Here is a 23,053-nt window from a genome sequence, read left to right as displayed (position 1 = left end):
ATGCCCAAGCGCACCGACATCTCGCACGTGATGGTGATCGGCTCCGGGCCGATCCTCATCGGCCAGGCCGCCGAGTTCGACTACTCCGGCACCCAGGCCTGCCGGGTGCTCAAGGCCGAGGGGCTGCGGGTCAGCCTGGTCAACAGCAACCCGGCGACGATCATGACCGACCCGGACGTCGCCGACGCCACCTACGTGGAGCCGCTCACGCCGGAGTTCGTCGAGAAGGTCATCGCCAAGGAGCGCCCCGACGCGCTGCTGGCCACCCTCGGCGGACAGACCGCGCTGAACATCGCCATCGGCCTGTACGAGAACGGCGTCCTGGAGAAGTACGGCGTCCGGCTCATCGGCGCCGACGTCGACGCGATCAACCGCGGCGAGGACCGGCAGATGTTCAAGGACATCGTCCGGTCGATCGGCGCCGACGCGCCCCGGTCGAAGGTGTGTGCGAGCGTCGAGGAGGCGCTGGCGACCGCCGCCGAGGTCGGCTACCCGGTGGTCATCCGCCCGTCGTTCACCATGGGCGGGCTGGGCTCGGGCATCGCCACCGACGAGCCGATGCTGCGCCGCATGGCCGGGCACGGGCTGGCCGACTCGCCCGTCCACACCGTCCTCATCGAGGAGTCGGTGCTCGGCTGGAAGGAGTACGAGCTCGAGCTCATGCGCGACCGCAGCGACAACGTGGTCGTCATCTGCTCGATCGAGAACGTCGACGCGATGGGCGTGCACACCGGCGACTCGGTGACCGTCGCCCCCGCGATGACCCTCACCGACCGCGAGTACCAGCGGATGCGCGACGTCGGCATCGCCGTGCTGCGGGCGGTCGGCGTGGACACCGGCGGCTGCAACATCCAGTTCGCCGTCCACCCGGAGACCGGCCGGCTGGTCGTCATCGAGATGAACCCGCGGGTGTCCCGGTCCAGCGCGCTGGCGTCGAAGGCCACCGGTTTCCCGATCGCCAAGATCGCCGCCAAGCTGGCCATCGGCTACACCCTCGACGAGATCACCAACGACATCACCGGGGTCACGCCGGCGGCCTTCGAGCCGACGCTGGACTACGTCGTCGTCAAGATCCCGCGGTTCGCGTTCGAGAAGTTCCCCGGCGCCGACCCGCGGCTGACCACGACGATGAAGAGCGTCGGCGAGGTCATGGCGCTGGGCCGCAACTTCCCCGAGGCGCTGGGCAAGGCGATGCGGTCCACCGAGACCAAGGCGGCCGGCTTCTGGACCGGAGCGGACGACGGGTCGACCGCCGAGGAGCTGCTCGAGGCGCTGCGCACCCCGGTCGACGGCCGGCTCTACCTGGCCGAGCGGGCGCTGGCGGCGGGCGCCACCGTCGAGCAGGTCTCCGCGGCCAGCGGGTTCGACCCGTGGTTCGTCGACCAGATCGCCCTGGTCGCCGGGGTGGGCCGGGAGGTCCGCGAGGCGCCGGCGCTCACCCCGCAGCTGCTCCGCCGCGCCAAGCGGCACGGCCTGTCCGACCGGCAGATCGCCTCGCTGCGGCCGGAGCTGGCCGGGGAGGACGGCGTCCGGACGCTGCGCCGCCGGCTGGGCATCCGGCCGGTCTACAAGACCGTCGACACCTGCGCCGCGGAGTTCGCCGCCCGCACCCCGTACCACTACTCCTCGTACGACGAGGAGACCGAGGTGGAGCCGCGGGAGAAGCCGGCGGTGCTCATCCTCGGCTCCGGACCCAACCGGATCGGGCAGGGCATCGAGTTCGACTACTCGTGCGTGCACGCCGTCCAGGCGCTGCAGGACGCCGGCTACGAGGCGGTGATGGTCAACTGCAACCCCGAGACCGTCTCCACCGACTACGACACCGCCGACCGGCTGTACTTCGAGCCGCTGACCTTCGAGGACGTCCTCGAGGTGGTCGAGGCCGAGCGCGCCGCCGGCCCGGTCGCCGGCGTCATCTGCACCCTCGGCGGGCAGACGCCGCTGGGCCTGGCGCAGCGGCTCAAGGACGCCGGCGTCCCGGTGCTGGGCACCTCGCCGGAGTCGATCGACGCCGCCGAGGACCGCGGCGCCTTCTCCCGCGTGCTCGCCGACACCGGGCTGCTCGCCCCCAAGCACGGCACGGCGACGACGTTCACCGAGGCCCGCGAGATCGCCGCCGCCATCGGCTACCCGGTGCTGGTCCGGCCCTCGTACGTGCTCGGCGGGCGGGGCATGGAGATCGTCTACGACGACGCGACGCTGGAGGCCTACATCGCCAAGGCCACCGACGTCAGCCCCGAGCACCCGGTGCTGGTCGACCGGTTCCTCGAGGACGCCGTCGAGGTCGACGTCGACGCGCTCTACGACGGCTCCGAGCTGTTCCTCGGCGGCGTCATGGAGCACATCGAGGAGGCCGGCATCCACTCCGGCGACTCCGCGTGCGCGCTGCCGCCGATCACCCTGGGCGCCACCGACCTGGTCCGCATCCGCGCGGCCACCGAGCAGCTGGCGGCCCGGATCGGCGTCCGCGGGCTGCTCAACGTCCAGTACGCGGTGAAGGACGACATCCTCTACGTGCTCGAGGCCAACCCCCGGGCCAGCCGCACGGTGCCGTTCGTCTCCAAGGCCACCGCCGTCCAGTTGGCCAAGGCCGCCGCCCGCATCGCGGTGGGGGAGTCCATCGCCGACCTGCGCGCCGCCGGCGTGCTGCCGGCCACCGGCGACGGCGCCGACCTGCCCCCGGACATGCCGATCGCGGTCAAGGAGGCGGTGCTGCCCTTCCACCGGTTCCGCACGGTCGAGGGACAGAACGTCGACACCGTGCTCGGCCCGGAGATGAAGTCCACCGGGGAGGTCATGGGCCTCGACACCGGCTTCGGGACGGCGTTCGCCAAGTCCCAGGCCGCCGCCTACGGGCCGCTGCCGACCACGGGGACGGTGTTCGTCTCGCTGGCCAACCGGGACAAGCGCTCGGCGATCTTCCCGGTCAAGCGGCTGGCCGACCTCGGCTACCGGGTGCTGGCCACCTCCGGCACCGCGCAGGTGCTGCGCCGCAACGGCGTGGCCTGCGAGGTGGTCGGCAAGTTCAGCGAGGGCCCGGGCAACGTCGTGGAGCGGATCCTCGCCGGGGACGTCGACATCGTGGTCAACACGCCCTTCGGGTCGCCGGGCAACAGCGGGCCGCGGCTGGACGGCTACGAGATCCGCACCGCCGCCGTCGCCGCCGGGATCCCGTCGATCACCACGGTGCAGGGGCTGGCGGCCGCGGTGCAGGGCATCGAGGCGCTGCGCCAGGGCGGCGTCGGCGTCCGCAGCCTCCAGGAGGTGCACGCCGCGCTGGCCGCGACGCCGCGCTCGTGACCGCGGCCCCCGCTGTGCCCGCCGTCCGCCGGGTCCGCGAGGACCTGGTGGGCCGCGGTCTGCTCGACGGGCTGACCGACGCCTTCCTGGCCGGCGTCACCCGGTTCGCGCGCCCGCCCCGGCCCGAGCTCGACGCGCTGGCCGCCGCGGCCCGCGGGCTGGCCGGCCGGCTGGCGGCCGGGACGGCCGGGGACGAGGACCTGCCCCTGCTGACCCGGGTGCTGTTCTTCGCCGGGCACGGCGGCGTGCTCGCGGCCGCCGGGGTCCGGACGCCGGCCTACGACGTCCTCGGGTCCTACCGGGACAACCTGGCCACCCCGGTCGGCCCCCGGCTGCCCGAGCGGCCGGTCGCGGCCGGGCGGCGCTGGCGGGTCCTCGGCCGGGAGGTCGGCTTCCCGATCGGGGTGCCCGCGTGCGTGCTGAACGGCGGCGAGCAGTGGGTGCGCCACTTCGCGGGCAACGGCTACAGCGTCCTGACCTACAAGACCGTCCGCAGCCGCGCCTCCGTGCCCAACCCGCAGCCCAACTGGGTCTTCGCCGCCCGGGAGACCGCGAGCCTCCCGGCGGGCGCGGCCGCCGAGGTGACCGCGGACCCGTGGGACTGGGTCGCGCCGGGCTCTCCCGAGGTGAGCACGGTCAACTCCTTCGGCGTCCCGTCCCTCGCCCCCGACGAGTGGGTGCCCGACCTCGAGCGGTCGCTGGCCGCGCTCGACGACGACCAGCTGCTGCTGGTCAGCGTCATGGGGGAGGGGGACGGTCCGGCCCTGGTCGACGACTTCGCCCGGACCGCGCTGCTGGCGCAGCAGGCCGGTGCGCCCGTCGTCGAGCTGAACCTCTCCTGCCCCAACACGCTGGACCGGTCCGCGGCCGGGGTGAAGCCACCGCTGTGCCTGGACGCCGACGCCACGGTGGCCGTCGTCGAGGCGGTGCGGCGGGCGCTGGACGACCGCACCGGGCTGGTGGCCAAGCTCTCCTGGCTCGACGGGCCCGGCCTGGCCGCTCTGGTGCCCCGGCTGGCCCCGCTGGTCGACGGCGTCGCGGGCATCAACACGCTGCAGAGCCGGGTCCGCCGCAGCGACGGCGAGGCGACCTTCCCCGGCCGCGAGCTGGCCGGGCTGTCCGGCGCCGCGGTGCGCGGGTCGGCGCTGGACTTCACCCGGCGCCTGGTGGCCCTGCGGGAGGACGGCGGGCACTCCTTCGACGTGCTGGCGATGGGCGGGGTCACCGACCCGGCCTCGTTCGCGGCGCTGTTCGCCGCCGGCGCCGACGCGGTGCAGTCCGCGTCGGGGGCCTTCGCCGACCCGTTCCTGGCCCGCGACTGCATCGCGACGCTGGGGGAGACCCTGCCCCGGGCGGTGCGGTCGTGACGGCCCCCTTCGGTCAGCGGCTCGCCGACGCCGTCGCCGCCCGCGGGCCGCTGTGCGTGGGCATCGACCCGCACGTGCCGCTGCTGGAGCGCTGGGGGCTGGCCGACAGCCCGGAGGGCCTGGCCCGGTTCACCGACGCGGTGGTGGACGCGCTGGCCGGCACCGTCGCCGTCCTCAAGCCGCAGCTGGCCTTCTACGAGCGGCACGGCTCCCGCGGGCTGGCCGTGCTGGAGGACGCCGTCGCCCGCGCCCGGGCCGCCGGGGCCCTGGTGCTGCTCGACGCCAAGCGCGGGGACATCGGCTCGACGATGGACGCCTACGCCGACCACCTCCGCCCCGGGCACCCGCTGTACGCCGACGCCATGACGGTCAGCCCCTACCTCGGGCCAGGCTCGCTGCAGCCGGCCGTCGACACCGCCCGGCAGCACGGCGGCGGGCTGTTCGTGCTGGCCCGCACGTCCAACCCGGACGCCGGGACGCTGCAGCACGCGCGGGTGGGCGAGCGGTCCGTCGCGCAGGTCGTCGTCGACACCGTCCGCGGCTGGAACACCCCGGGCTGGGTCGTCGGCGACCCGCTGCCCGACGTCGCCGCGGTCCGCGACCTGAGCAGCCGGTTCGGCGCGGCCACCGGCTCGTTCGGGGTCGTCGTCGGCGCCACCCTGCCCGCGTTGGACGTCGACCTCGCCGGCCTGGGCGGCCCCGTGCTGGCGCCCGGCCTGGGCGCCCAGGGCGGCTCGGTGGCCGACCTGCGGCGGCTGTTCGGGTCGGACGTCGCCGTCGTCCCCACCGTCTCCCGGGACGTGCTCGCCGCCGGGCCGGACGCCGCCGGGCTGCGGGCCGCGGCCGACCGCTGGGCGACCGAACTGGCCCGGTGAGCCGGCCGGCCGACCCGTCGGCCCGGCGCAACGACCCTCGCTCCCCGGGCGGACCTGCGGTTTCCGAAATGCGTCGGCGTGTCGTCGTCGGTGTGTCGGACGGAACCGTCCGCAAACGGGGCGTCGGCGCGGACGGTAGGAACCCCCCGGTGACCTGCGCGTATGACGGACGGTCATCGCCCAGGCAGACGGACGGTGAACGGGAGGTCACCGAAAGTCGGATTTCGGTGGTTCAGAGGGACGTGACCTGCGCATATACCGGGAACTAGGTTGGCCGACAGGCTCAGCAGCGAGCCTTCCCCCGACACCGCACCGAGCCCGCCGGTCGAGACGAGCGCCGGCGACGACACGATTGGGTCGCACCATGCCCCTTCCTGACCTGACCCCCGAACAGCGCGCCGCCGCACTGGAGAAGGCCGCCGCGGCCCGCAAGACCCGTGCCGAGCTGCGGGAGCGGCTCAAGAGCAAGGGCGCCACCGTCGGCGACGTCCTCCGCCAGGGGGAGACCGACGAGGTCATCGGCAAGATGCGTGTCTCCGCGGTCCTGGAGTCCCTGCCGGGAGTCGGCAAGGCGCGGGCTGCCAAGATCATGGAGCGGCTCGAGATCTCCCCGACCCGCCGGGTGCGTGGCCTGGGTGCCAACCAGCGCAGGGCCCTCGAAGCGGAGTTCGGTGGCGAGAAGGTCGCCGCCGACCAGGTCTCCGCGGAGGGCTGACCCGCTCGACGAGGCACCCGGAGGCCGAGGACGACGACGAGTGGGAAGTGCTGCCGAGGACCGCACCCCGGCCCGGCTGACCGTGCTGTCCGGCCCCTCAGGGGTCGGCAAGGGCACGGTCGTGGCGGAGGTCCGGCGCCGGCACCCCGAGGTCTGGGTGTCGGTGTCGGCCACCACCCGTCGGCCCCGCCCCGGTGAGGTCGACGGGGTGCACTACCACTTCGTCACCGACGCAGAGTTCGACCGGCTGGTCGCCGAGGACGGGCTCCTCGAGTGGGCCGAGTACGCCGGCAACCGCTACGGGACGCCGCTCGCCCCGGTGCGCGAGCGGCTCGCCACCGGGGCGCCGGCCCTGCTCGAGATCGAGCTCCAGGGCGCCCGCCAGGTCCGCGCCCGGGACGCCGACGCGCAGCTGGTCTTCCTGGCGCCCCCGTCGTGGGGCGAGCTGGTCAGCCGGCTGGCCGGCCGCGGCTCCGAACCGCCGGCCGTGCAGGAGCGCCGGCTGGCGATCGCGCAGGCCGAGCTGGACGCCGCGGGGGAGTTCGACGTGGTCGTGGTCAACGACGACGTGGCCCGGGCCGCGGACGAGTTGGTAGGATTGCTGACTGCGCCGTCGCCCGGCACCGTTCCGAGCAGCGACGCCTCAGAGTGACGGGCCCGGTCCCGCCGCCCGACACTCCCGCCTGACGATCGCAAGGAGCACGCCCCAACGTGTCCGGAGTCGCACCCGCCCCCGAGGGCATCACCAACCCGCCGATCGACGAGCTGCTCGAGCGCACCAGCAGCAAGTACGGCCTGGTCATCTTCGCCGCCAAGCGCGCGCGGCAGATCAACGCCTACTACAGCCAGCTCTCCGAGGGCCTGCTGGAGTACGTCGGCCCGCTGGTCGACACCGCCCCGCAGGAGAAGCCGCTCTCCATCGCGCTGCGCGAGATCAACGAGGGCCTGCTGACCCACACCGCCGGCGAGAACTGAGGAAGGACCCCTCTGCCCCCCACGCCTCGCACGCTCGGCGCGGGCCCCTGCAGAGGGGCCGACCGCTGGTGACGTCATCGACGTCCCCGCCCGTTGTGGTGACGCCCCCGGCCTGTGCCGGGGGCGTCGTCGCGTCTGGGGGAGGATGACCCCATGAGCCGGATCGTCCTGGGGGTCAGCGGAGGCGTGGCCGCGTACAAGGCGGCCTTCCTGCTGCGCGCGTTCACCGAGGCCGGGCACGAGGTGCGGGTCGTCCCGACCCCGGCCGCGCTGAACTTCGTGGGCGCGGCCACCTTCGAGGCGCTCTCGGGCAACCCGGTCACCACCGGCGTCTGGTCCGACGTCGACGAGGTGGCCCACGTGCGCATCGGGCAGACCGCCGACCTCGTCGTCGTCGCCCCCGCCACCGCCGACCTGCTGGCCCGCGCGGCCGCGGGCCGGGCCGACGACCTGCTCACCGCCACGCTGCTCACCGCGCACTGCCCGGTCGTCTTCGCCCCGGCCATGCACACCGAGATGTGGCTGCACCCGGCGACGCAGGACAACGTCGCCACCCTCCGCCGGCGCGGCGCGATCGTGCTGCCGCCCGCCGTCGGCCGGCTGACCGGCCCCGACTCCGGCCCCGGCCGGCTGCCCGAGCCCGCCGACATCGCCGCCCTGGCCGGCGTGGTGCTCACCGAGGGCCCCGCGGCGCTGGCCCAGGACCTGGCCGGGCGACGGGTCGTCATCAGCGCCGGCGGCACCCGCGAGCCACTGGACCCGGTCCGCTACCTCGGCAACCGCTCCTCGGGCCGGCAGGGCTGGGCGCTGGCCCGGGTCGCCGCCGCCCGCGGGGCCGAGGTGGTGCTGGTCGCGGCCAACGTCGAGATGCCGGCCCCGTTCGGCGTCCGCGTCGTCCCGGTCGGGACCGCCGAGGAGCTGCGCACGGCGATGCTGGCGGAGGCCGCGGACGCCGACGTCGTCGTCATGTCCGCCGCCGTGGCCGACTTCCGGCCGGCCGCCGTCGCCGGGACCAAGCTGAAGAAGGACAGCGCCGCCGAGCCCAGCGCGGTGCCGCTCGTGCGCAACCCCGACGTGCTCGCCGAGCTGGTCACCAAGCGCCGGACCGGTCAGCTGGTCGTCGGTTTCGCGGCCGAGACGGGGGACGACGAGGGCGACGTCCTCACCCACGCGCGGGCCAAGCTCGCCCGCAAGGGCGCTGACCTGCTCGTGGTCAACGACGTGTCCGGCGGGCGGGTCTTCGGCCGGCCGGACAACGCCGCGGTCGTGCTCGCCGCGGACGGGACCGCGACCGACGTCCCCGAGGGCGGCAAGGACGCCGTCGCGGCGGGGATCTGGGCCGTGGCGGCCGCCCGGCTGCCCTGAGCGCCCCGGCGGCGCGGCGCCCCTCCGGCGTGCCGCGCCGGTAACGTGCACCCGAAGCCCCCGCCCGCGCGGCGGGGCCCACCCGTTCCCGAACACTAGGAGCCCCCAGTGCCACGCCGTCTCTTCACGTCCGAGTCGGTGACCGAGGGCCACCCGGACAAGATCGCCGACCAGATCAGCGACTCGATCCTCGACGCGATGCTCGAGCAGGACCCGCGCAGCCGGGTCGCCGTCGAGACGCTGATCACCACCGGCCAGGTCCACATCGCCGGCGAGGTCACCACCGCCGGCTACGTCGACATCGCCGACATCGTCCGCCGGACGATCCTCGCGATCGGCTACGACTCCTCCCGCAAGGGCTTCGACGGCGCCTCCTGCGGCGTCAGCGTCTCGATCGGCTCGCAGTCCCCGGACATCGCCCAGGGCGTCGACACCGCCTACGAGGCCCGGACCGCCGGCACGACCGAGGACGAGATCGAGCGCCAGGGCGCCGGCGACCAGGGGCTGATGTTCGGCTACGCCACCGACGAGACCCCCGAGCTGATGCCGCTGCCGATCGCGCTGGCGCACCGGCTGTCGCGGCGGCTGTCCGCGGTCCGCAAGGACGGCTCGGTGCCCTACCTGCGGCCCGACGGCAAGACCCAGGTCACCGTCGTCTACGAGGACGACCGCCCGGTCGGCGTCGACACGGTCGTGGTCTCCTCCCAGCACGCCGAGGACATCTCGATCGAGCAGCTGCTCACCCCCGACGTCCAGGAGCTCGTGGTCGAGCCCGAGCTGGCCGCCCTCGGCCTGCCCACCACCGGCTACCGGCTGCTGGTGAACCCGACCGGCAAGTTCGTCATCGGCGGCCCCATGGGCGACGCCGGGCTGACCGGCCGCAAGATCATCGTCGACACCTACGGCGGCATGGCCCGCCACGGCGGCGGGGCCTTCTCCGGCAAGGACCCGTCGAAGGTCGACCGCTCCGGTGCCTACGCGATGCGCTGGGTGGCCAAGAACGTCGTGGCCGCGGGGCTGGCGCGCCGCTGCGAGGTGCAGGTGGCCTACGCCATCGGCGCGGCGCACCCGGTCGGCCTGTTCGTCGAGACCTTCGGCACCGGGGCGGTGCCCGACGACGTGCTGGAGAAGGCGATCGGCACGGTGTTCGACCTGCGCCCCGGGGCGATCGTGCGCGACCTGGACCTGCTGCGGCCGATCTACGCGCCGACGGCCGCCTACGGCCACTTCGGCCGCACCGACGTCGAGCTGCCCTGGGAGCGGCTGGACCGCGTCGACGCCCTCCGCTCCGCCGCCGGGGTCTGACGAAGGACTCCGTCCTCCTCACCGCTCGCGAGCTCGGGGCGAGCCTCTGGACGGGCCGCCGCTGCCCCCCGCCACCCGCGAGCTCGCGGCGGGCCCCTGCAGCGGGGCCAGGGGCGTCACGGCGCCGTCGTACCCCTCGGAGACACTGCCGGGGACGACCACGCCCGAACGGAGATCCCGCTGACCTCGGCCCCCACCCGACCCACCTCGGACGACCCGGGCGCCCGCACCCCGCGGGTGGCCCGGGTCGTCGTCGACGTGCCCCTGGCCCACCTGGACCGGCCGTTCGACTACGCCGTCCCCGAGGAGCTGGCCGGCCAGATCCGCCCCGGCTGCCGGGTGCGGGTGCGCTTCGCCGGCCAGCTGGTCGACGGGTTCGTCGTCGAGCTCGGCGACACCAGCGAGCACGGCGGCAAGCTGGCACCGCTGGCCAAGCTGGTCTCCCCGGAGCCGGTGCTGACCCCCGAGGTGCTCGCGCTGGCCCGCTCGGTCGCCCAACGCTGGGGCGGCACGGTGACCGACGTGCTGCGGCTGGCCGTCCCGCCGCGCCGCGCCGCCGCCGAGAAGCGGCCGCCGGCCGAGCCGCCGCCGCCCCCGGCCGCGCCCGACCCGGCCGGCTTCGCCCGGTACCAGGCCGGCGCCGCGCTGCTGGCCGCGGTCGCCGAGGGCCGGCCGGCCCGGGCGGTGTGGACCGCGCTGCCCGGCGAGGACTGGCCGGCCCGGCTGGTGGAGCTGTGCCAGGCCGCGCTGTCCGGCGGGCGCGGCGCCCTCGTCGTCGCCCCCGACGGTCGCGACCTCGACCGGTTGGCCGCCGCGGCGGAGGCCCGGCTGCCGAAGGGCTCCTTCGTGGTGCTCCGCGCCGATGCCGCACCCGACGCCCGGTACCGGCGCTTCCTGGACGCCGCCCGCGGCAGCGCCAGGGTCGTGCTCGGCACCCGGGCCGCGGTCTTCGCGCCGGTGGCCGACCTCGCGCTGGTCGCCGTCTGGGACGACGGCGACGACCTGCACGCCGAGCCTCGGGCCCCCTACGCGCACGCCCGCGACGTCCTCGTGCACCGCGCGCACCTGGCCTCCTGCGCCGCGGTCGTGGCCGCCACCGCCCGGACCGCGGAGGCGCAGCTGCTCGTGGAGAGCGGGTGGGCGCACCAGCTGGTCGCCGACCGCGCCGTCCTGCGGGCCGCCATGCCGCGGGTGCACGCGCTCGGCGCCGACGCCGAGCTGGCGCGCGACCCGGCCGCGCGCACCGCACGGCTGCCCAGCCTGGCCCACCGGGTCGCCCGGCAGGCCCTCGCCGACGGCGCCCCGGTGCTGGTGCAGGTGCCCCGCGCCGGGTACGCGCCCGGGCTGGCCTGCGACCGCTGCCGGGCGCCGGCCCGCTGCCCGGCCTGCTCCGGGCCGCTGGGCATCTCGCCCACGCCCGGCCCCGGCGGCTCCCGGGTGCCGGCCTGCCGCTGGTGCGCCCGCCCCGCGGCGACGTTCGACTGCCCGCACTGCCACGGCACCAAGCTGCGGGCGTCGGTGGTCGGCGCCGCCCGCACCGCCGAGGAGCTGGGGCGGGCGTTCCCCGGCGCGGCGGTGCGGGTCTCCGGCCGGGGCTCGGGCGTGCTGGCCTCGGTGCCCGCCGGACCGGCGCTGGTCGTGGCCACACCCGGCGCCGAGCCAGTTGCCGACGGCGGCTACGGGGCGGCGCTGCTGCTGGACTCGTGGGCCCTGCTCGGGCGGGCCGACCTGCGGGCGGGGGAGGAGACCCTGCGCCGCTGGCTCAACGCCGCGACCCTGGTCCGCCCGGCGTCGGCCGGCGGGCAGGTCGTCGTCGCCGCGGACGCCGCCCACCCCGTCGTCCAGGCGCTGGTCCGCTGGGACCCCGCGTGGCTGGCCGACCGGGAGCTGGCCGACCGGCGGGCGCTGGGCTTCCCGCCCGCGACCCGCATGGCCGCCCTGTCGGGGACGGCGCAGGCGCTGGCGGAGTTCCTCGAGGCCGCCCGGCTGCCCGGCGACGCCGACCTGCTCGGCCCGGTGCCCGAACCGCTGCGCCCCGGCCAGGACGGCGACCGGGAGCGCTACCTCGTGCGGGTGCCGCGCACCGAGGGGGTGGCGCTGGCGCACGCGCTGGCGGAGGTGCAGGGGGTGCGCAGCGCGAAGAAGGCGCCCGAGCACGTCCGCGTGCAACTGGACCCGCTCGACCTGGTCTGAGCGGCGGCCCCGGCGGAGGTGGTCAGTCCGCGCCGGCCGCGGTCTCGACGGCCTCCTCGACGGCCTCCTCGACGGCCTGCTCGGCGACCGGAGCGCTCTCGACGGGAGCCGCATCGGTGGGAGCCGCCTCGACGGGAGCCCCCATCGCCGGGGCGGCCGCCGCCCCGGCCGCGAGCGGCGCCTGCACGGCCCCGGGAGGGCACGGCTCGGTGCGGTCGGGCCCACGGCCCGGGTCCGCGCCGTGCCGCCCGGGACCGCCGTCGAACCGGTGCCGATCGCGGTCCCCGTCGTGGTGCCGGTCACCGTCGCCGTGCCGGTCACCGTCGCCGTGCCGATCACCGTCGCCGTGCCGATCACCGTCGCCGTGCCGGCCGCGGTCGCCGTGCCCGTCGCGGTCCCCGGGGCCGTCCCGGCCGGGACCCGGGGCCTCCGGCTCGACGGGCGCCGGGCTGCCGGGGCTGGGAGCCGGGGGATCGGTGCCGGTGACCGGAGCCGGCTCCGGCCCCGAGGGGGCCGCCGCGGGCGGCACTGCAGGGTCCGGCGTGGCCGGGCGGACAGGCACTGGGTCGGCCGCCGGCGCCGCCGGGGGTGGCTGGGCCGCGGTGGCCGCCGCGAGCGGCGGGACCGCGGCCGCACGGGCCGGCGGCACGGGGACCTGCGCGGCGGCCCCGGCCGGGAGGTCGGCCCGCGAGGCGGGTGCCACCTCGGGCGCGCGCTCGCGGGTGGCCGCCGCCGGCCGGAGAACCGCCCCGGACGAGGCGGGCGGCACGACCGCGACGACCTCCCCGGGCGGCGGGACGGCGTCCCGAGGGCGCGGCGCGTCCCGGCCGGACGACGGCCCGCTCCCGGGCAGGGGGAGCGCCACGGCGGGCCCGGAGCGGTCCGCGACGCCGGGACCGCCGACGAGGGACAGCCCGGTCCACGTCCCCAGCAGCAGGACGAGCAGGAAGGCGCCGGTGATCGTCAGCGTGCCGGCCGTCACCCGGACGACCCCGGCCCACTCGTGCCGCGGCCGGAGGACCACCGCGCGCCCCACCACCACCGGCCGGTGCCGGCTGTCGACGAGGAAGGGCGGGACGCCGGGCACCTGCCGATGCCGCGGGGCCCGGGACCCGCGACGGTGCCGCGGGGCGCTCCGGGACATCAGACGCCCCCTTCCTCGGCCCGGCCGGGACGCAGGTGGCGCTCGGCCCACAGCGCCGCCTGCGTGCGGTCGGCGGCCCCCACCCGCTGCAGGATGTGGGTCACGTGGGTCTTCACGGTGCCCTCGGCGATCCGCAGCCGGCGGGCGATCGCCTTGTTCGAGTGCCCCTGGCGGAGCAGTTCGAGGACCTCGCGCTCCCGCTCGGTGAGCACCTCGCTCTGGCCGCGGTCCCGCAGCGCGGAGATCACCGACGGCGCCACCTGCGGGTCGATCGGGCCGCCCCCGGCGGCGACGGCCCGGATGCCGTCGAGGATCGCGTCGGACGAGGCGTGCTTGAGCAGGTAGCCGTCGGCGCCGGCGTCGAGGGCCTCGAGGACGCGGGGACCCTCCCCGTACGAGGTCAGGACCAGGATCCGGGCGGGGTCCTCGCGGGCCCGCAGCCGGCGGATGACGCTGACGCCGTCCTCTCCCGGCATCGAGAGGTCGAGCATGACGACGTCGGGGCGCAGCTGCTCGGTCAGGCCGAGGGCACCGTCGGCGTCCCCTGCCTCCCCGACGCACTCCATGCCAACGCCCTCCTCGAGGAGGCTCAGCAGTCCCTGGCGGACGACCGCGTGGTCGTCGACGACAAGGACCCGGATCACGACCGCGACCTCACTGCGGTGACCCGGGACGCCGCCACGGGGACCGGCAGTTCCGCCGGCCACCCCCGCGGCCGTGACGTGGTCCAGGTCACGCCGCTGAGGATAGGACGAGCGCGGCTCGAAATGGGTCTCCGCGGTGCGGCGTGCACGGTCCCGCGCGCCGGGGACCAACGGTGTACGTCCAGGGACGGATGGATACTCCACCCCCCCGAGGCGAACGCTGGGCGGCATGCCGGAGCAGACGACATCACGGGTCCGGGGGACCGTGCGAGTCGCCGCTCCCTTCATCCGGCCCCAGGCACGGCTCTTCGGACTGGCCGCCACGGCGGCGGCGCTGCAGGTCACCGCGTCCCTGCTGAGCCCGTGGCCGCTCGCTCTCGCGGTGGACCACGCTCTGGGCGGTCGGCCGCTGCAGGGTCCCCTGCACGTCCTGTCCGGTCTGGGCCCGGTGGGGCTGCTCGTCGTCGCCGGGCTGGCCCTGATCGGTCTGAACGTCCTGGGCGCCCTGCTCGCCGTGATGACCGACGTGTGGGCCGAGCGGGCGGCCGAGCGGACGGGCGGCGCCATGCGGGCCGCGCTGTTCCAGCGGGCCGTGACGCTGTCGTTGCGATGGCACGACCGCATGCGCACCGGGGAGGTCGTCTCCCGGCTGACCTCCGACGTCGGCCGCGTGCTCGACGCCATCGTGCTGGGGTTCACGTCCCTGCTGCCCGACCTGCTCCTGCTCGGCGGGGCGCTGGTGCTGCTGTTCGCGGTGGACCCGTCCCTGGCGTGGCTCGGGCTCGTCGTCCTGCCCCTGCTGGCCTGGCTGACCACGCACCAGCGCCGACGGATCCGTACCGCGGCCGGCGAGGCCCGCAGGGCTGCGGGCCGGCTGTCCGGGACGGCCACGGACCTGCTGCGCAACGTGCGGGCCGTCCAGGCGTTCGGCCGGACCGATCGGGCCGAGCGGATGTTCGCGGAGCCCAACGAGGAGACCGTCGTCGCGCAGACCCGGGCGGCGATCACCGAGGCGCGCTGGGGTCCGGTGCCCAGCTTCCTGCTCAGCATCGGCACCGGCATCGTCCTCGTCGCGGGCGGGCTGCAGGTGCTGGCCGGCGCGCTCACCGTGGGTCAGCTGCTCGTGGTCATCTCCTACCTCGGCAAGCTGCAGTCGCCGGTGCGGGGGCTGGTGCGCCTGGTCGGCGTGGTGGCCAAGGCCAACGCCAGTGCCGAGCGGATCCACGACGTCCTGTCCTGCGCCGAGGCGGTCCCCGAGCCCGTCGACCCCCGGCCGGTGCCCCCCGTCCGGGAGGGCCTGCGGCTGGAGTCGGTGAGCTTCGCCTACAGCTCCGACCGTCCGGTGCTGCGCGACTTCGACCTCGACGTCCGCGCGGGCGAGACCGTCTGCCTGTTCGGACCCAGCGGCGCGGGGAAGAGCACGGTCCTCTCCCTGCTGTTGCGGCTCTACGACCCGGACGCGGGCCGGGTGGTCGTCGACGGCGTCGACATCCGCGACGTCCCGACCGTCGAGCTGCGGCGGCAGATGGCCTTCGTGCCGCAGGACCCGTGGCTGCTCGACGGCACCGTCGCCGACAACATCGCCTTCGGGAACCCGGCCGCCACCCGTGCCGACGTCCTGGAGGCCGGCCGGGCGGCCTGGGTGGACGAGTTCGCCGCCGCCCTCCCGCAGGGCTACGACACCCCGCTCGGCGAGAGCGGCATCCTGCTCTCGGGCGGTCAGCGCCGTCGGGTGGCCCTGGCCCGCGCGGTGGTGTCGCCCGCGCCGGTCGTCCTCCTCGACGAGCCGACGACGTCGCTCGACGCCGAGGCCGCCCGGCAGGTCGTCGGCGCGATCCGATCGGCCACGCGGGGCCGCACGGTGGTGCTGGTCACCCACGACCCGGTCCTGGCGGCCATCGCCGACCGGACCGTCCACATCGCCCCGCACCACCGGACCCACCGGACGCCGCCATCCGGGGGGAACGGGACCCGGCGGCGGCCGCCCGGACGACGTCCCGGGGCGACCGGCTACGCCGGGAACGCGGCTGCGGCAGAGGAGCAGCGCGAGATCGACCACACGTGAAGCGCAGGGATCCGGTCCGAGCACCTTCCCGGGAGGCCAGTGATGCACCCGCTACCGGACGTCAAGTGGAGCTATGTCACCCGCAGGCTGGTCGACCGTGGCGCGGTCCGGCTGGGGGGCCTCGATCGGAAGCCGCGGTTGGGGGACCTCGCGGCGGCCAGGGTGGTGGAGGTGCGGGCCCACGACCACCTGGAGGACACCAACGGCCGGCAGGTCCGGCTGTACCCCGGGGACGTCGTGGTGGGGGCCTTCGGCAACCGGTATGCCACCGACTACTACGAGGGGTACCTGCCGACCGGACCGGGAGCCCACCTGCTGACCGCGGGTGGTGTGGTCGGGCAGGTGGCCTCGGCGCACGCCCGTCGGGGTGAGCCCACGGTCCTGGACCTGCTGGGGTTGCTGACCGATCGCTCCGGCCGGCCGTTGTCGCTGGACGACCTCGCGATGGCGGCTCCTCCGCCGGGGCGGCCCGAGCTGGGCACCTTCGTGGTGGTGGGGTCCTCGATGGGGGCGGGCAAGACCACCACGGCGGCGGCGCTGGCGCAGGGGTGGTCCCGCGCCGGGGTTCGCGTGGGCGCGGGCAAGGTCACCGGCTCCGGCAGCGGCAAGGACCGGTGGATGTACCAGGACGCCGGGGCCGCCGAGATCGTGGACTTCCTGGACTTCGGCATGGCCTCGACCTTCGGTTACCCACCGGAGCGGCTGTGGGCCACGATGCTCGGGATCCGGGACGCCCTGGTCGAGCGGGGCGCGGCGGTGGTGGTCCTGGAGATCGCCGACGGGCTGCTGCAGGAGGAGACCCGGGAGCTGGCCGCCGGCCTGGCGGGGTTCGCCGACGGCGTGGTGCTGGCGGTGGGCGATGCGCTCGGCGCGGTCGCCGGGGCCGGGATCCTGGCGGACCTCGGTGCCCCGCTGCGGGCGGTGAGCGGCCTGGTGTCGTCGAGCCCGCTGGCGTCGCGGGAGGCGGCGGCCGCGACCGGCCTCCCGGTGGTGTCGCCGGAGGAGCTCATCGCCGGTGGTGCGCTGGCCCTGCTGAGCGGCGCGGAGGTCCCGGCATGACCCGCGCGGCGGTCTACCTGCCCGACCCGCGCGGCTGGGCCGAGGGCCAGGTCGGGCCGGGGCAGCTCGCGGAGGTCGACCTGGACGTGCTGGAGGTCGGTCCGGCGGAGGTCGTCCTGCCCGAGGCCACCGTCCGCGACGAGCGCGGCGGGGCGCTGTTCAGCGACGGCGAGCTGGTGTGCGACCCGTCCGCCGGCGGTGGCCCCTGGGCCGGTGCGGCGGCCGACCGGGCGGCACGGGCGTTCGGCGTGGTCAACACGGCCTTCCACACCCAGCGCGCACTGCGCTACGTCGGTGGGCTGCTCGGGCACCCCCTGCCGCGGCTGGTGGTGCGCATCGGGGTGCACGACCAGCCGCGCCGGTGGGCGGGCGGGCACTACCGGCTGCCCGGCACCGGGGTGGGGTCCGACCCGGAGGCGGTGAGCCCGACCGGAGAGGTCCACCTGGGCGGCGGCGCGGGTGTCGTCGCCACCACCGGCACCGGCCGGTACTTCCGCGCGCCGGCGCACAACCCCGCCATCGTCTGTCACGAGGTCGGCCACCACGTGTGCCGGCACACCGCGGACTTCCGGCTCAACCGGCTGCGCCCGCCGGACCAGCAGACCAGCAAGAAGCGACCCGTGGACGAGGGCACCGCCGACGCGATCACGGCGGTGCTGCTGGGCACCCCCGACATCTACGGGTGGCACCGCCACGGCATCCCACCGACCGACCGGCGACGCCGCCGGCTCGACCCGCGCTGGACGATGGCCGACTTCCAGGGCGGCCGCTACAGCGACCCCCACGCCGACGGCACGATCTGGGCCTCCGCGTGCTGGAGCGCCCGCCGGCGGGTCAGCGACGCCGGCGCCGACGCCACCCGCTTCGACCGGATGCTGCTGCGCGGGCTGGAACTGGCCGGGCAGGACGAGCCCGCCGACCGCACCGGCGGCGCCCTCCTCGAACGGCGCCACTTCTCCCGCCTCCTGGCCGCCATGGTCCGGGCCGACCCCGCCCTCGCGCCTGCCGTCCTGGTCGCCATGGCCGACCACGGCATCCACCTGGGCGTCAGCAACAACGAGCTCTCCCGGGCCGCGCGGGCGAAGGCCGGCCGAGCGGTGGCCGCGCACGGGCAGCGGCTCCTCGTCCGGGGGTGTCCCACGTGACGACGACCGCGCCGGCGAGCAGCGTCGTCTCCCTCGCGGCGGACGGCGGACGGTCCTGGTGGGCGGCGGAGGGAGCGGCCATCGGGGCGGCTCTGGCCGACTCCCTCGGCGCCGGCGTCGCGGCGGAGGCGCTTCCTCCTCCGCCCGACCCCGCGGCCCTCCGCGCGCTGCTCCGGGACGTCGCGCCCCGGCTGACCGCCCTGTCCGACCGCATCCGCGCGGCCTTCGACGCCGACGGGGCCTGCGCGGTGGTGGTGCCGGCGGTCGGCCTGGGCGAGGTGGGCCTCGACGCCCAGCGCACCGGCGTCTTCGCGCTCTCCGTGCTGCTCGGCGACCCGACCCCCAACATCCCGTTCGACCGCGTGGTGTGGGACGTCCGGAACCGGGGGGACGGGTCCTCCAGCCACACGAGCTTCTCGGAGAACGACCTCGAGGCGCAGTACCACACCGACAGTGCGGTCCTGCCCGTCCCGGAGCGCTTCTTCCTGCTGTACGCCGTCCGGGCCGCCCGGTGCGGCGGCGGGGTGTCCCTGCTCCGCGACGGCCGCGATGTCGTGCGCCGGCTGGAGCAGGCCCCCGGCGGGCGGGAGGCGGTGCGGCTGCTCACCGGGACGCCGCTGCCCCGGCGGGTCCCCCGGGCGTTCCGGGAGCACACGGACGTCGCTCCGGACGGCCACCTGTACGCGCCGGTGCTCGCCGACAGACCCCTGTGGCGCTGGCGGGAGGACTCGATCCGGAAGGGGATCGCAGCCCGTCCCGAGTACGCGACGCCCGAGGTGCACCACGCGCTCGACGCCGTCACCGAGCAGCTCACCCACGGCCCCGGGGAGGTCCGGCAGGTCATCCCCACCGACGGCCTGCTGGTCGTCGACAACCACATCGCCCTGCACGGGCGCACCGCGTTCACCGACCCGGCGCGCCATCTCCTGCGCCTGCGCTTCCACGAGCCGTCCACCGCGCCGACCGGATAGCGGCACAGCCGCCGCTGTCCCAGGGAGGGCCACGCCATGACCGACGCCATGACCCACGAGCAGCGCTCCGACGAGTACCACGACCTGGTGGACGCCTGGCTGCGCGACTACGTCTCCGCCCCGGACCGCAGGGTGGGCAGGACCGGCCCGGTCTGCCCGTTCATCCCCCGTGCCCTCGTCGAGGGGGCCGTGGACATCTGCGTGCGGTACGACATCGACGGGTCGGACGAGGCGGAGCTGTACGACGAGCTGGCGGCCGAGATCCGCCGGTTCGGGGAGCTCGGCCGACCGCCGCACAGCTCCGGGGTGTCGCTCGACAGCAGGTTGATCGTCCTGCCGCGCATGGACCCTGCGGGTTGGGACCGCCTGGACGCGGTCTACTACGCGCGCCTGAAGGACTTCGCGGTGCAGTCGGGGCTGATGGTGGGGCAGTTCCACCCGCGCTGCGACGAGCGAGCGGTCCGCAACCCGGAGTTCCGGGTCTCCGTCGCGCCGGTGGCCCTGCTCGCGATGCGGTACATGGCGCCGCACGACATCCTCTTCCTCCACCCGTCCAGCCGGTGGTTCGAGCAGTACGACCTGCGCTTCGGTCCGCACTTCGAGCGCGGCCGGATCCGCGATCCGCTCCTGCTCGCGCTGTACCGCGAGGCCTGCGATCGGCACCGGGTCCCGACCGGGTCGACTCCGCCGGTCCACGGCGGCGAACGGCACCCCTGACGTTGTCCTCGACACGGGAGAAGGCAGACCATGCACGTCGACGAACGCACCGACCTGCTCGTGAGCGACGTCTGGGAGGAGCTGCCCGCGCAGCTCCGCGACGAGTTCGTCACCCGCCGCGCGGCGTCGACCGGATCCGGGTGGGGCACCAACCCGCGGCAGAAGGCGGACAGCCGGCGCTGGGAACCGCTCCGGCCGGTCGTCATCGACGAGTCCGCCTACCGCGGTCTGGAGTTCCTCGCCGCCCGGCTGCTGCGCCTGGCCGTGGACGCCTGCCGCCGCCGCGCCTCGACCCTGGGCGAGCTGTACCGGGTCCTCCGCTTCCCCCACGCCCTCCCGCTGATGGACCCCGACCGCCCGCTGCGGGCCGCCGAGCTCATCCGGTACGCCCGTCCCGACCTGCTGCTCGAGCACGGCCGCCCCCGCCTCCTGGAGACCAACAACAGCACCCGGCTCGGCGGCACCGTGGTGACGCCCGAGCTCGCGGAGGCCTACGCCGCGTTGTGCCCGCAGAGCGGTCTGCACCCGCCGCCTTCCAGCGTGACCGCGCGCGCCGCGGCGCTGGCCCGGACGCTGCGCGCCGGGACCGCCGGTAACGGCAACGGCAACGGCCACGGGGGCCGGTTGCTCCTGCCGCTGTACTGGGGGATGGACAACCCCCGCACCTGCCAGCGCTTCGCGACGGCGTCGAAGCCCCTCCTGGCCGATCTCAGGCGGCTGGGTGTCGACGTCGTCGAGGCCGACCTCGCCGAGCTGCGCGTCGATGCCGCCGGCCGGCTGCTCGCCACCGACGTGCCGATCGACCTGGTGTTGCTCGAGTGGGGCGGCAACCGCATCGTGAACGACCGCGGCGGGTTCGACGCCCTGCGCGCCGCCGACCGGGCCGGGACCGTGCAGCTGTTCCCGCGCACCGAGACGGCCATCCTCTCCTCGAAGGCGGTCCTGGCCTGGCTGCACGAGGACTGCGACGCCGGGCTGCTCTCCGCGGCGGACCAGGCCCTGGTCCGCACCCACGTCCCGTGGACGGCGTGCCTGGGCCTGGACGGCGATCCGGCCGCGGAGGAGGAGCTGCTGCGCAGGACGACCGGCGAGCGGGACCTCCTCGTCGCCAAACCCGCCGTCGGCAACTCCGGGCGCGCCGTGGTGTTCGGGGACCGGCTGTCGGACCAGGAGTGGTCGGATCTCCTCTCCTCCGCCGCCGAGTCGCCGCTGGTCCTGCAACGCCGCGTCCGGTCGGACCGCGTCGCGATCCCGTTCCGCGACCAGGACTCCGGGCGCCAGGTCGAGGTGCAGGTGCCGTTCGTGCTCAGCCCGTACATGATCGACGGCGCGGCCGCGAGCGTCGCCGTGCGCCACATGGGCCCGGGTGTCCCCGACGGGGACGTGGTCATCAGTGCCAGCCGGGGGGCCTACCAGAGCACCGCCGTGCTCGCCCCGGCGTAGCTCGGGTGTGCGGGACCGAGAGGTGGGCAGGGTGACCTGCACCGCTCAGCGCGACATCACCCGCTGGTGGAGGTGCGTGACCACCGCCCGTGCCGAGAGGAACGCGCCGGCCTGCCAGGAGATGAGGTGGGTCAGCCAGTCGCCGGCGAAGTAGACGTTCCCGGCCGGCTCGAGGAGCAGGTCGTAGTCCTGGCGGCTGTCCGGCGGCCACGACATCCAGCCCCCCTCGATGTACGGGACACGGTGCCAGGCCACCGAGAACGACGAGGAGAGCTCGTCACGGTAGCTCGCGCCGAAGATCTCCGCGCCCAGGGCGACGGCCCGTCGGGCGCGGGTGGCGGGATCGAGACGGCCGTAGCTGACGGCGTCCTCGCCCCTGTTGTAGTAGCCGAGGAGCACGCCCCCTTCGCCCAGGTAGCCGTGGGAGGGGAGCCAGATCTCCCGGAGGTCCATGTCGGTCCGGGTGATGCCACCGAAGATCCGCGCGTCCTCCTCCCACCACCGGCGGCCGTACTCGAGGCCCAGCTTCCCGACCGGCAGCGGCCGCGGCCGGGTGAGCGCGGCCTGCACCGAGGGGGCGAGGTTGGTCGGGATGCGGGCCATGAGGTGCGGCGGCAGCGTCGCCACGCAGAAGTCGGCACGCTCGACCTGCTGTCGGCCGGCGGCGTCGCGGTAGACGACCTCCACGCCGTCGGGCAGATCGGTCACCCCTACGACCTCGCACCGGTACCGCAGCCGGTCGGCTCCCACGGCCCGCTGCAGCGCGTCGACGATGCGGTCCATGCCGCCGACCGGCTGGAACATCATCATCGCCTGGCCGTACTCGAGCTCGAAGAAGAACTCGCGGCCGAACCCGCTGGCGAGCACGTCGGCCAGGGAGGGCGGCGGGCCGGCGACCACCCCGGCCTGGTTCCCGGCGCCCGGATCCACCACGTACCCCCGCCGGTCGGTCCCGGTGTACGCCCACCCGTCCGTCCTGCCGCCGATGGCACCGAAGCCCCGCAGGAAGTCCAGGAGGCGGTCCTTGTCCGCGGCGCTCAACTCGGCGTCCAGCGCACCCTGGTCCGTGGCCTTGGCCAGCAGCTCCGAGACGTAGCCGTACACGTCGGCCCGGGCCGTCCGGAAGCGGATGGGCGTGCCGGCCTGCGCCGCGGAACCCTGGTGGTAGATGAAGGCGTCGGCGTTCTGGTTCGCGAACGGCTCGATCGCCACGCCGAGCTCGCGGCAGTAGTCGAGGGTGACCATCCACTGGGCGATGCGAGCCGCCCCCGCGTTCAGGTACTGGCCGTCGGCGAAGGACGCCGTCTGCGTGTGCCCGTCGAGGTCACGTTCCGTGCTCCCGTTCCGCACGGTCCAGCTCCGGCCCCCCGGCCGGTCCTTGGCCTCCAGCACCACGCAGTCGTAACCCGCCTTGCCCAGCTCGTAGGCGGTCGTCAACCCGGCGATCCCGGCCCCCAGGACGAGGACCTTCTTGCTGGAGCGGCCGGTGAGCGTGAAGTCGGACCGCCGAGGTGCCTGGAAGTCCGCGTCCGCCGCGGCGGGGGTGGGCGCCAGCCCGAGGACACCCATGGTCTCGAACAGGACACCGGCTCCGCCGGCCACACCCACGGAGCGCAGGAAGCTGCGCCTGGACATCATCGAGGTCACAGAGTTCCCCCTCGGAGCGGACGCGCGGTGACCGCTGGACAGCGGCGCGTCGACGTCAGGTGGGCAGACCGTGCTTCTCGCTCGTTCGGCGTGATGGAGGGCGCTCCGAGGCTACGCACCAGG

General features: G+C 75.6%; 18 protein-coding genes. 15 read left to right on the top strand and 3 right to left on the bottom strand.

The genetic code is table 11. From position 1 onward, the window contains the following. From carB to ACI789_RS04760, 9 genes are all read left to right on the top strand, one after another. Entirely contained in the window at window positions 1–3,300 is a 3,300-nt protein-coding gene (gene carB, locus ACI789_RS04800) for a carbamoyl-phosphate synthase large subunit (RefSeq protein WP_457006968.1), read from the top strand. Next, window positions 3,297–4,667, top strand: coding sequence for a dihydroorotate oxidase (locus ACI789_RS04795; RefSeq protein ID WP_457006967.1), 1,371 nt, complete (start codon window positions 3,297–3,299; stop codon window positions 4,665–4,667). The genes carB and ACI789_RS04795 overlap by 4 nt, the downstream gene beginning before the upstream one ends. After that, window positions 4,664–5,542 carry an orotidine-5'-phosphate decarboxylase gene (pyrF, locus tag ACI789_RS04790; RefSeq protein ID WP_457006966.1) on the top strand — a complete coding sequence of 293 codons (879 nt, stop codon included), beginning with the start codon at window positions 4,664–4,666 and terminating at the stop codon, window positions 5,540–5,542. The genes ACI789_RS04795 and pyrF overlap by 4 nt, the downstream gene beginning before the upstream one ends. Before the next feature lie 364 nt (window positions 5,543–5,906). Continuing rightward, the gene (gene mihF, locus ACI789_RS04785) at window positions 5,907–6,257 is read left to right on the top strand and encodes an integration host factor, actinobacterial type (RefSeq protein ID WP_456919329.1); all 351 of its coding nucleotides are present in this window, start codon (window positions 5,907–5,909) and stop codon (window positions 6,255–6,257) included. A gap of 40 nt (window positions 6,258–6,297) precedes the next feature. Then, window positions 6,298–6,909: a guanylate kinase gene (gene gmk / locus ACI789_RS04780; RefSeq protein ID WP_457006965.1), complete on the top strand. Its 612-nt coding sequence runs from the start codon at window positions 6,298–6,300 to the stop codon at window positions 6,907–6,909. A gap of 59 nt (window positions 6,910–6,968) precedes the next feature. Further along, the gene (gene rpoZ, locus ACI789_RS04775) at window positions 6,969–7,232 is read left to right on the top strand and encodes a DNA-directed RNA polymerase subunit omega (protein WP_012949163.1); all 264 of its coding nucleotides are present in this window, start codon (window positions 6,969–6,971) and stop codon (window positions 7,230–7,232) included. 153 nt (window positions 7,233–7,385) lie between these two features. Continuing rightward, window positions 7,386–8,597, top strand: coding sequence for a bifunctional phosphopantothenoylcysteine decarboxylase/phosphopantothenate--cysteine ligase CoaBC (coaBC, locus tag ACI789_RS04770; protein ID WP_457006964.1), 1,212 nt, complete (start codon window positions 7,386–7,388; stop codon window positions 8,595–8,597). Between the two features lie 108 nt (window positions 8,598–8,705). Beyond that, window positions 8,706–9,902 (top strand): methionine adenosyltransferase, encoded by a 1,197-nt coding sequence (gene metK / locus ACI789_RS04765; RefSeq protein WP_456919334.1) that lies wholly within the window; start codon window positions 8,706–8,708, stop codon window positions 9,900–9,902. Between the two features lie 237 nt (window positions 9,903–10,139). After that, the gene (locus ACI789_RS04760; protein ID WP_457006963.1) at window positions 10,140–12,095 is read left to right on the top strand and encodes a primosomal protein N'; all 1,956 of its coding nucleotides are present in this window, start codon (window positions 10,140–10,142) and stop codon (window positions 12,093–12,095) included. Between the two features lie 22 nt (window positions 12,096–12,117). On the opposite strand, the gene ACI789_RS04755 is transcribed toward ACI789_RS04760, so the two are convergent. Beyond that, window positions 12,118–13,182 (bottom strand): hypothetical protein, encoded by a 1,065-nt coding sequence (locus tag ACI789_RS04755; RefSeq protein WP_457006962.1) that lies wholly within the window; start codon window positions 13,180–13,182, stop codon window positions 12,118–12,120. 56 nt (window positions 13,183–13,238) lie between these two features. Beyond that, window positions 13,239–13,883, bottom strand: a complete 645-nt coding sequence (locus tag ACI789_RS04750; RefSeq protein ID WP_456919337.1) for a response regulator — start codon at window positions 13,881–13,883, stop codon at window positions 13,239–13,241. 229 nt (window positions 13,884–14,112) lie between these two features. On the opposite strand from ACI789_RS04750, the gene ACI789_RS04745 reads away from it, so the two are divergent. The 6 genes from ACI789_RS04745 to ACI789_RS04720 all read left to right on the top strand — a co-directional run bounded on the left by ACI789_RS04745 (window position 14,113) and on the right by ACI789_RS04720 (window position 21,283). Continuing rightward, window positions 14,113–15,948, top strand: a complete 1,836-nt coding sequence (locus ACI789_RS04745; protein ID WP_457006961.1) for an ABC transporter ATP-binding protein — start codon at window positions 14,113–14,115, stop codon at window positions 15,946–15,948. 171 nt (window positions 15,949–16,119) lie between these two features. After that, complete coding sequence (locus ACI789_RS04740; RefSeq protein ID WP_457006960.1) at window positions 16,120–17,007, top strand: hypothetical protein; 888 nt, start codon at window positions 16,120–16,122, stop codon at window positions 17,005–17,007. Beyond that, window positions 17,004–18,152 carry a hypothetical protein gene (locus tag ACI789_RS04735; RefSeq protein WP_457006959.1) on the top strand — a complete coding sequence of 383 codons (1,149 nt, stop codon included), beginning with the start codon at window positions 17,004–17,006 and terminating at the stop codon, window positions 18,150–18,152. The genes ACI789_RS04740 and ACI789_RS04735 overlap by 4 nt, the downstream gene beginning before the upstream one ends. Next, window positions 18,149–19,123, top strand: a complete 975-nt coding sequence (locus ACI789_RS04730; RefSeq protein WP_456919341.1) for a TauD/TfdA family dioxygenase — start codon at window positions 18,149–18,151, stop codon at window positions 19,121–19,123. The genes ACI789_RS04735 and ACI789_RS04730 overlap by 4 nt, the downstream gene beginning before the upstream one ends. A gap of 36 nt (window positions 19,124–19,159) precedes the next feature. After that, window positions 19,160–19,840 (top strand): DUF6875 domain-containing protein, encoded by a 681-nt coding sequence (locus ACI789_RS04725; protein ID WP_456919342.1) that lies wholly within the window; start codon window positions 19,160–19,162, stop codon window positions 19,838–19,840. 30 nt (window positions 19,841–19,870) lie between these two features. Further along, the gene (locus ACI789_RS04720; RefSeq protein WP_457006958.1) at window positions 19,871–21,283 is read left to right on the top strand and encodes a hypothetical protein; all 1,413 of its coding nucleotides are present in this window, start codon (window positions 19,871–19,873) and stop codon (window positions 21,281–21,283) included. A 45-nt stretch (window positions 21,284–21,328) separates the two neighbouring features. On the opposite strand, the gene ACI789_RS04715 is transcribed toward ACI789_RS04720, so the two are convergent. Beyond that, window positions 21,329–22,921 (bottom strand): flavin monoamine oxidase family protein, encoded by a 1,593-nt coding sequence (locus ACI789_RS04715; protein ID WP_457007132.1) that lies wholly within the window; start codon window positions 22,919–22,921, stop codon window positions 21,329–21,331. Window positions 22,922–23,053: the final 132 nt, after the last annotated feature.

This window comes from Geodermatophilus sp. SYSU D00965 (assembly GCF_054050075.1).
The sequence above is the reverse complement of the archived record's forward strand: the minus strand, read 5'-3'. Positions and strand labels throughout refer to the sequence as shown.

What these genes read in the sequence shown, in the direction of transcription:
- carB (WP_457006968.1), top strand. Translation starts at nt 1, where the DNA reads ATGCCCAAGCGCACCGACATCTCGCACGTGATGGTGATCGGCTCCGGG.
- mihF (WP_456919329.1), top strand. Translation starts at nt 5,907, where the DNA reads ATGCCCCTTCCTGACCTGACCCCCGAACAGCGCGCCGCCGCACTGGAG.
- coaBC (WP_457006964.1), top strand. Translation starts at nt 7,386, where the DNA reads ATGAGCCGGATCGTCCTGGGGGTCAGCGGAGGCGTGGCCGCGTACAAG.
- ACI789_RS04745 (WP_457006961.1), top strand. Translation starts at nt 14,113, where the DNA reads ATGCCGGAGCAGACGACATCACGGGTCCGGGGGACCGTGCGAGTCGCC.
- ACI789_RS04735 (WP_457006959.1), top strand. Translation starts at nt 17,004, where the DNA reads ATGACCCGCGCGGCGGTCTACCTGCCCGACCCGCGCGGCTGGGCCGAG.
- ACI789_RS04725 (WP_456919342.1), top strand. Translation starts at nt 19,160, where the DNA reads ATGACCGACGCCATGACCCACGAGCAGCGCTCCGACGAGTACCACGAC.
- ACI789_RS04720 (WP_457006958.1), top strand. Translation starts at nt 19,871, where the DNA reads ATGCACGTCGACGAACGCACCGACCTGCTCGTGAGCGACGTCTGGGAG.
- ACI789_RS04715 (WP_457007132.1), bottom strand. Translation starts at nt 22,921, where the DNA reads ATGATGTCCAGGCGCAGCTTCCTGCGCTCCGTGGGTGTGGCCGGCGGA.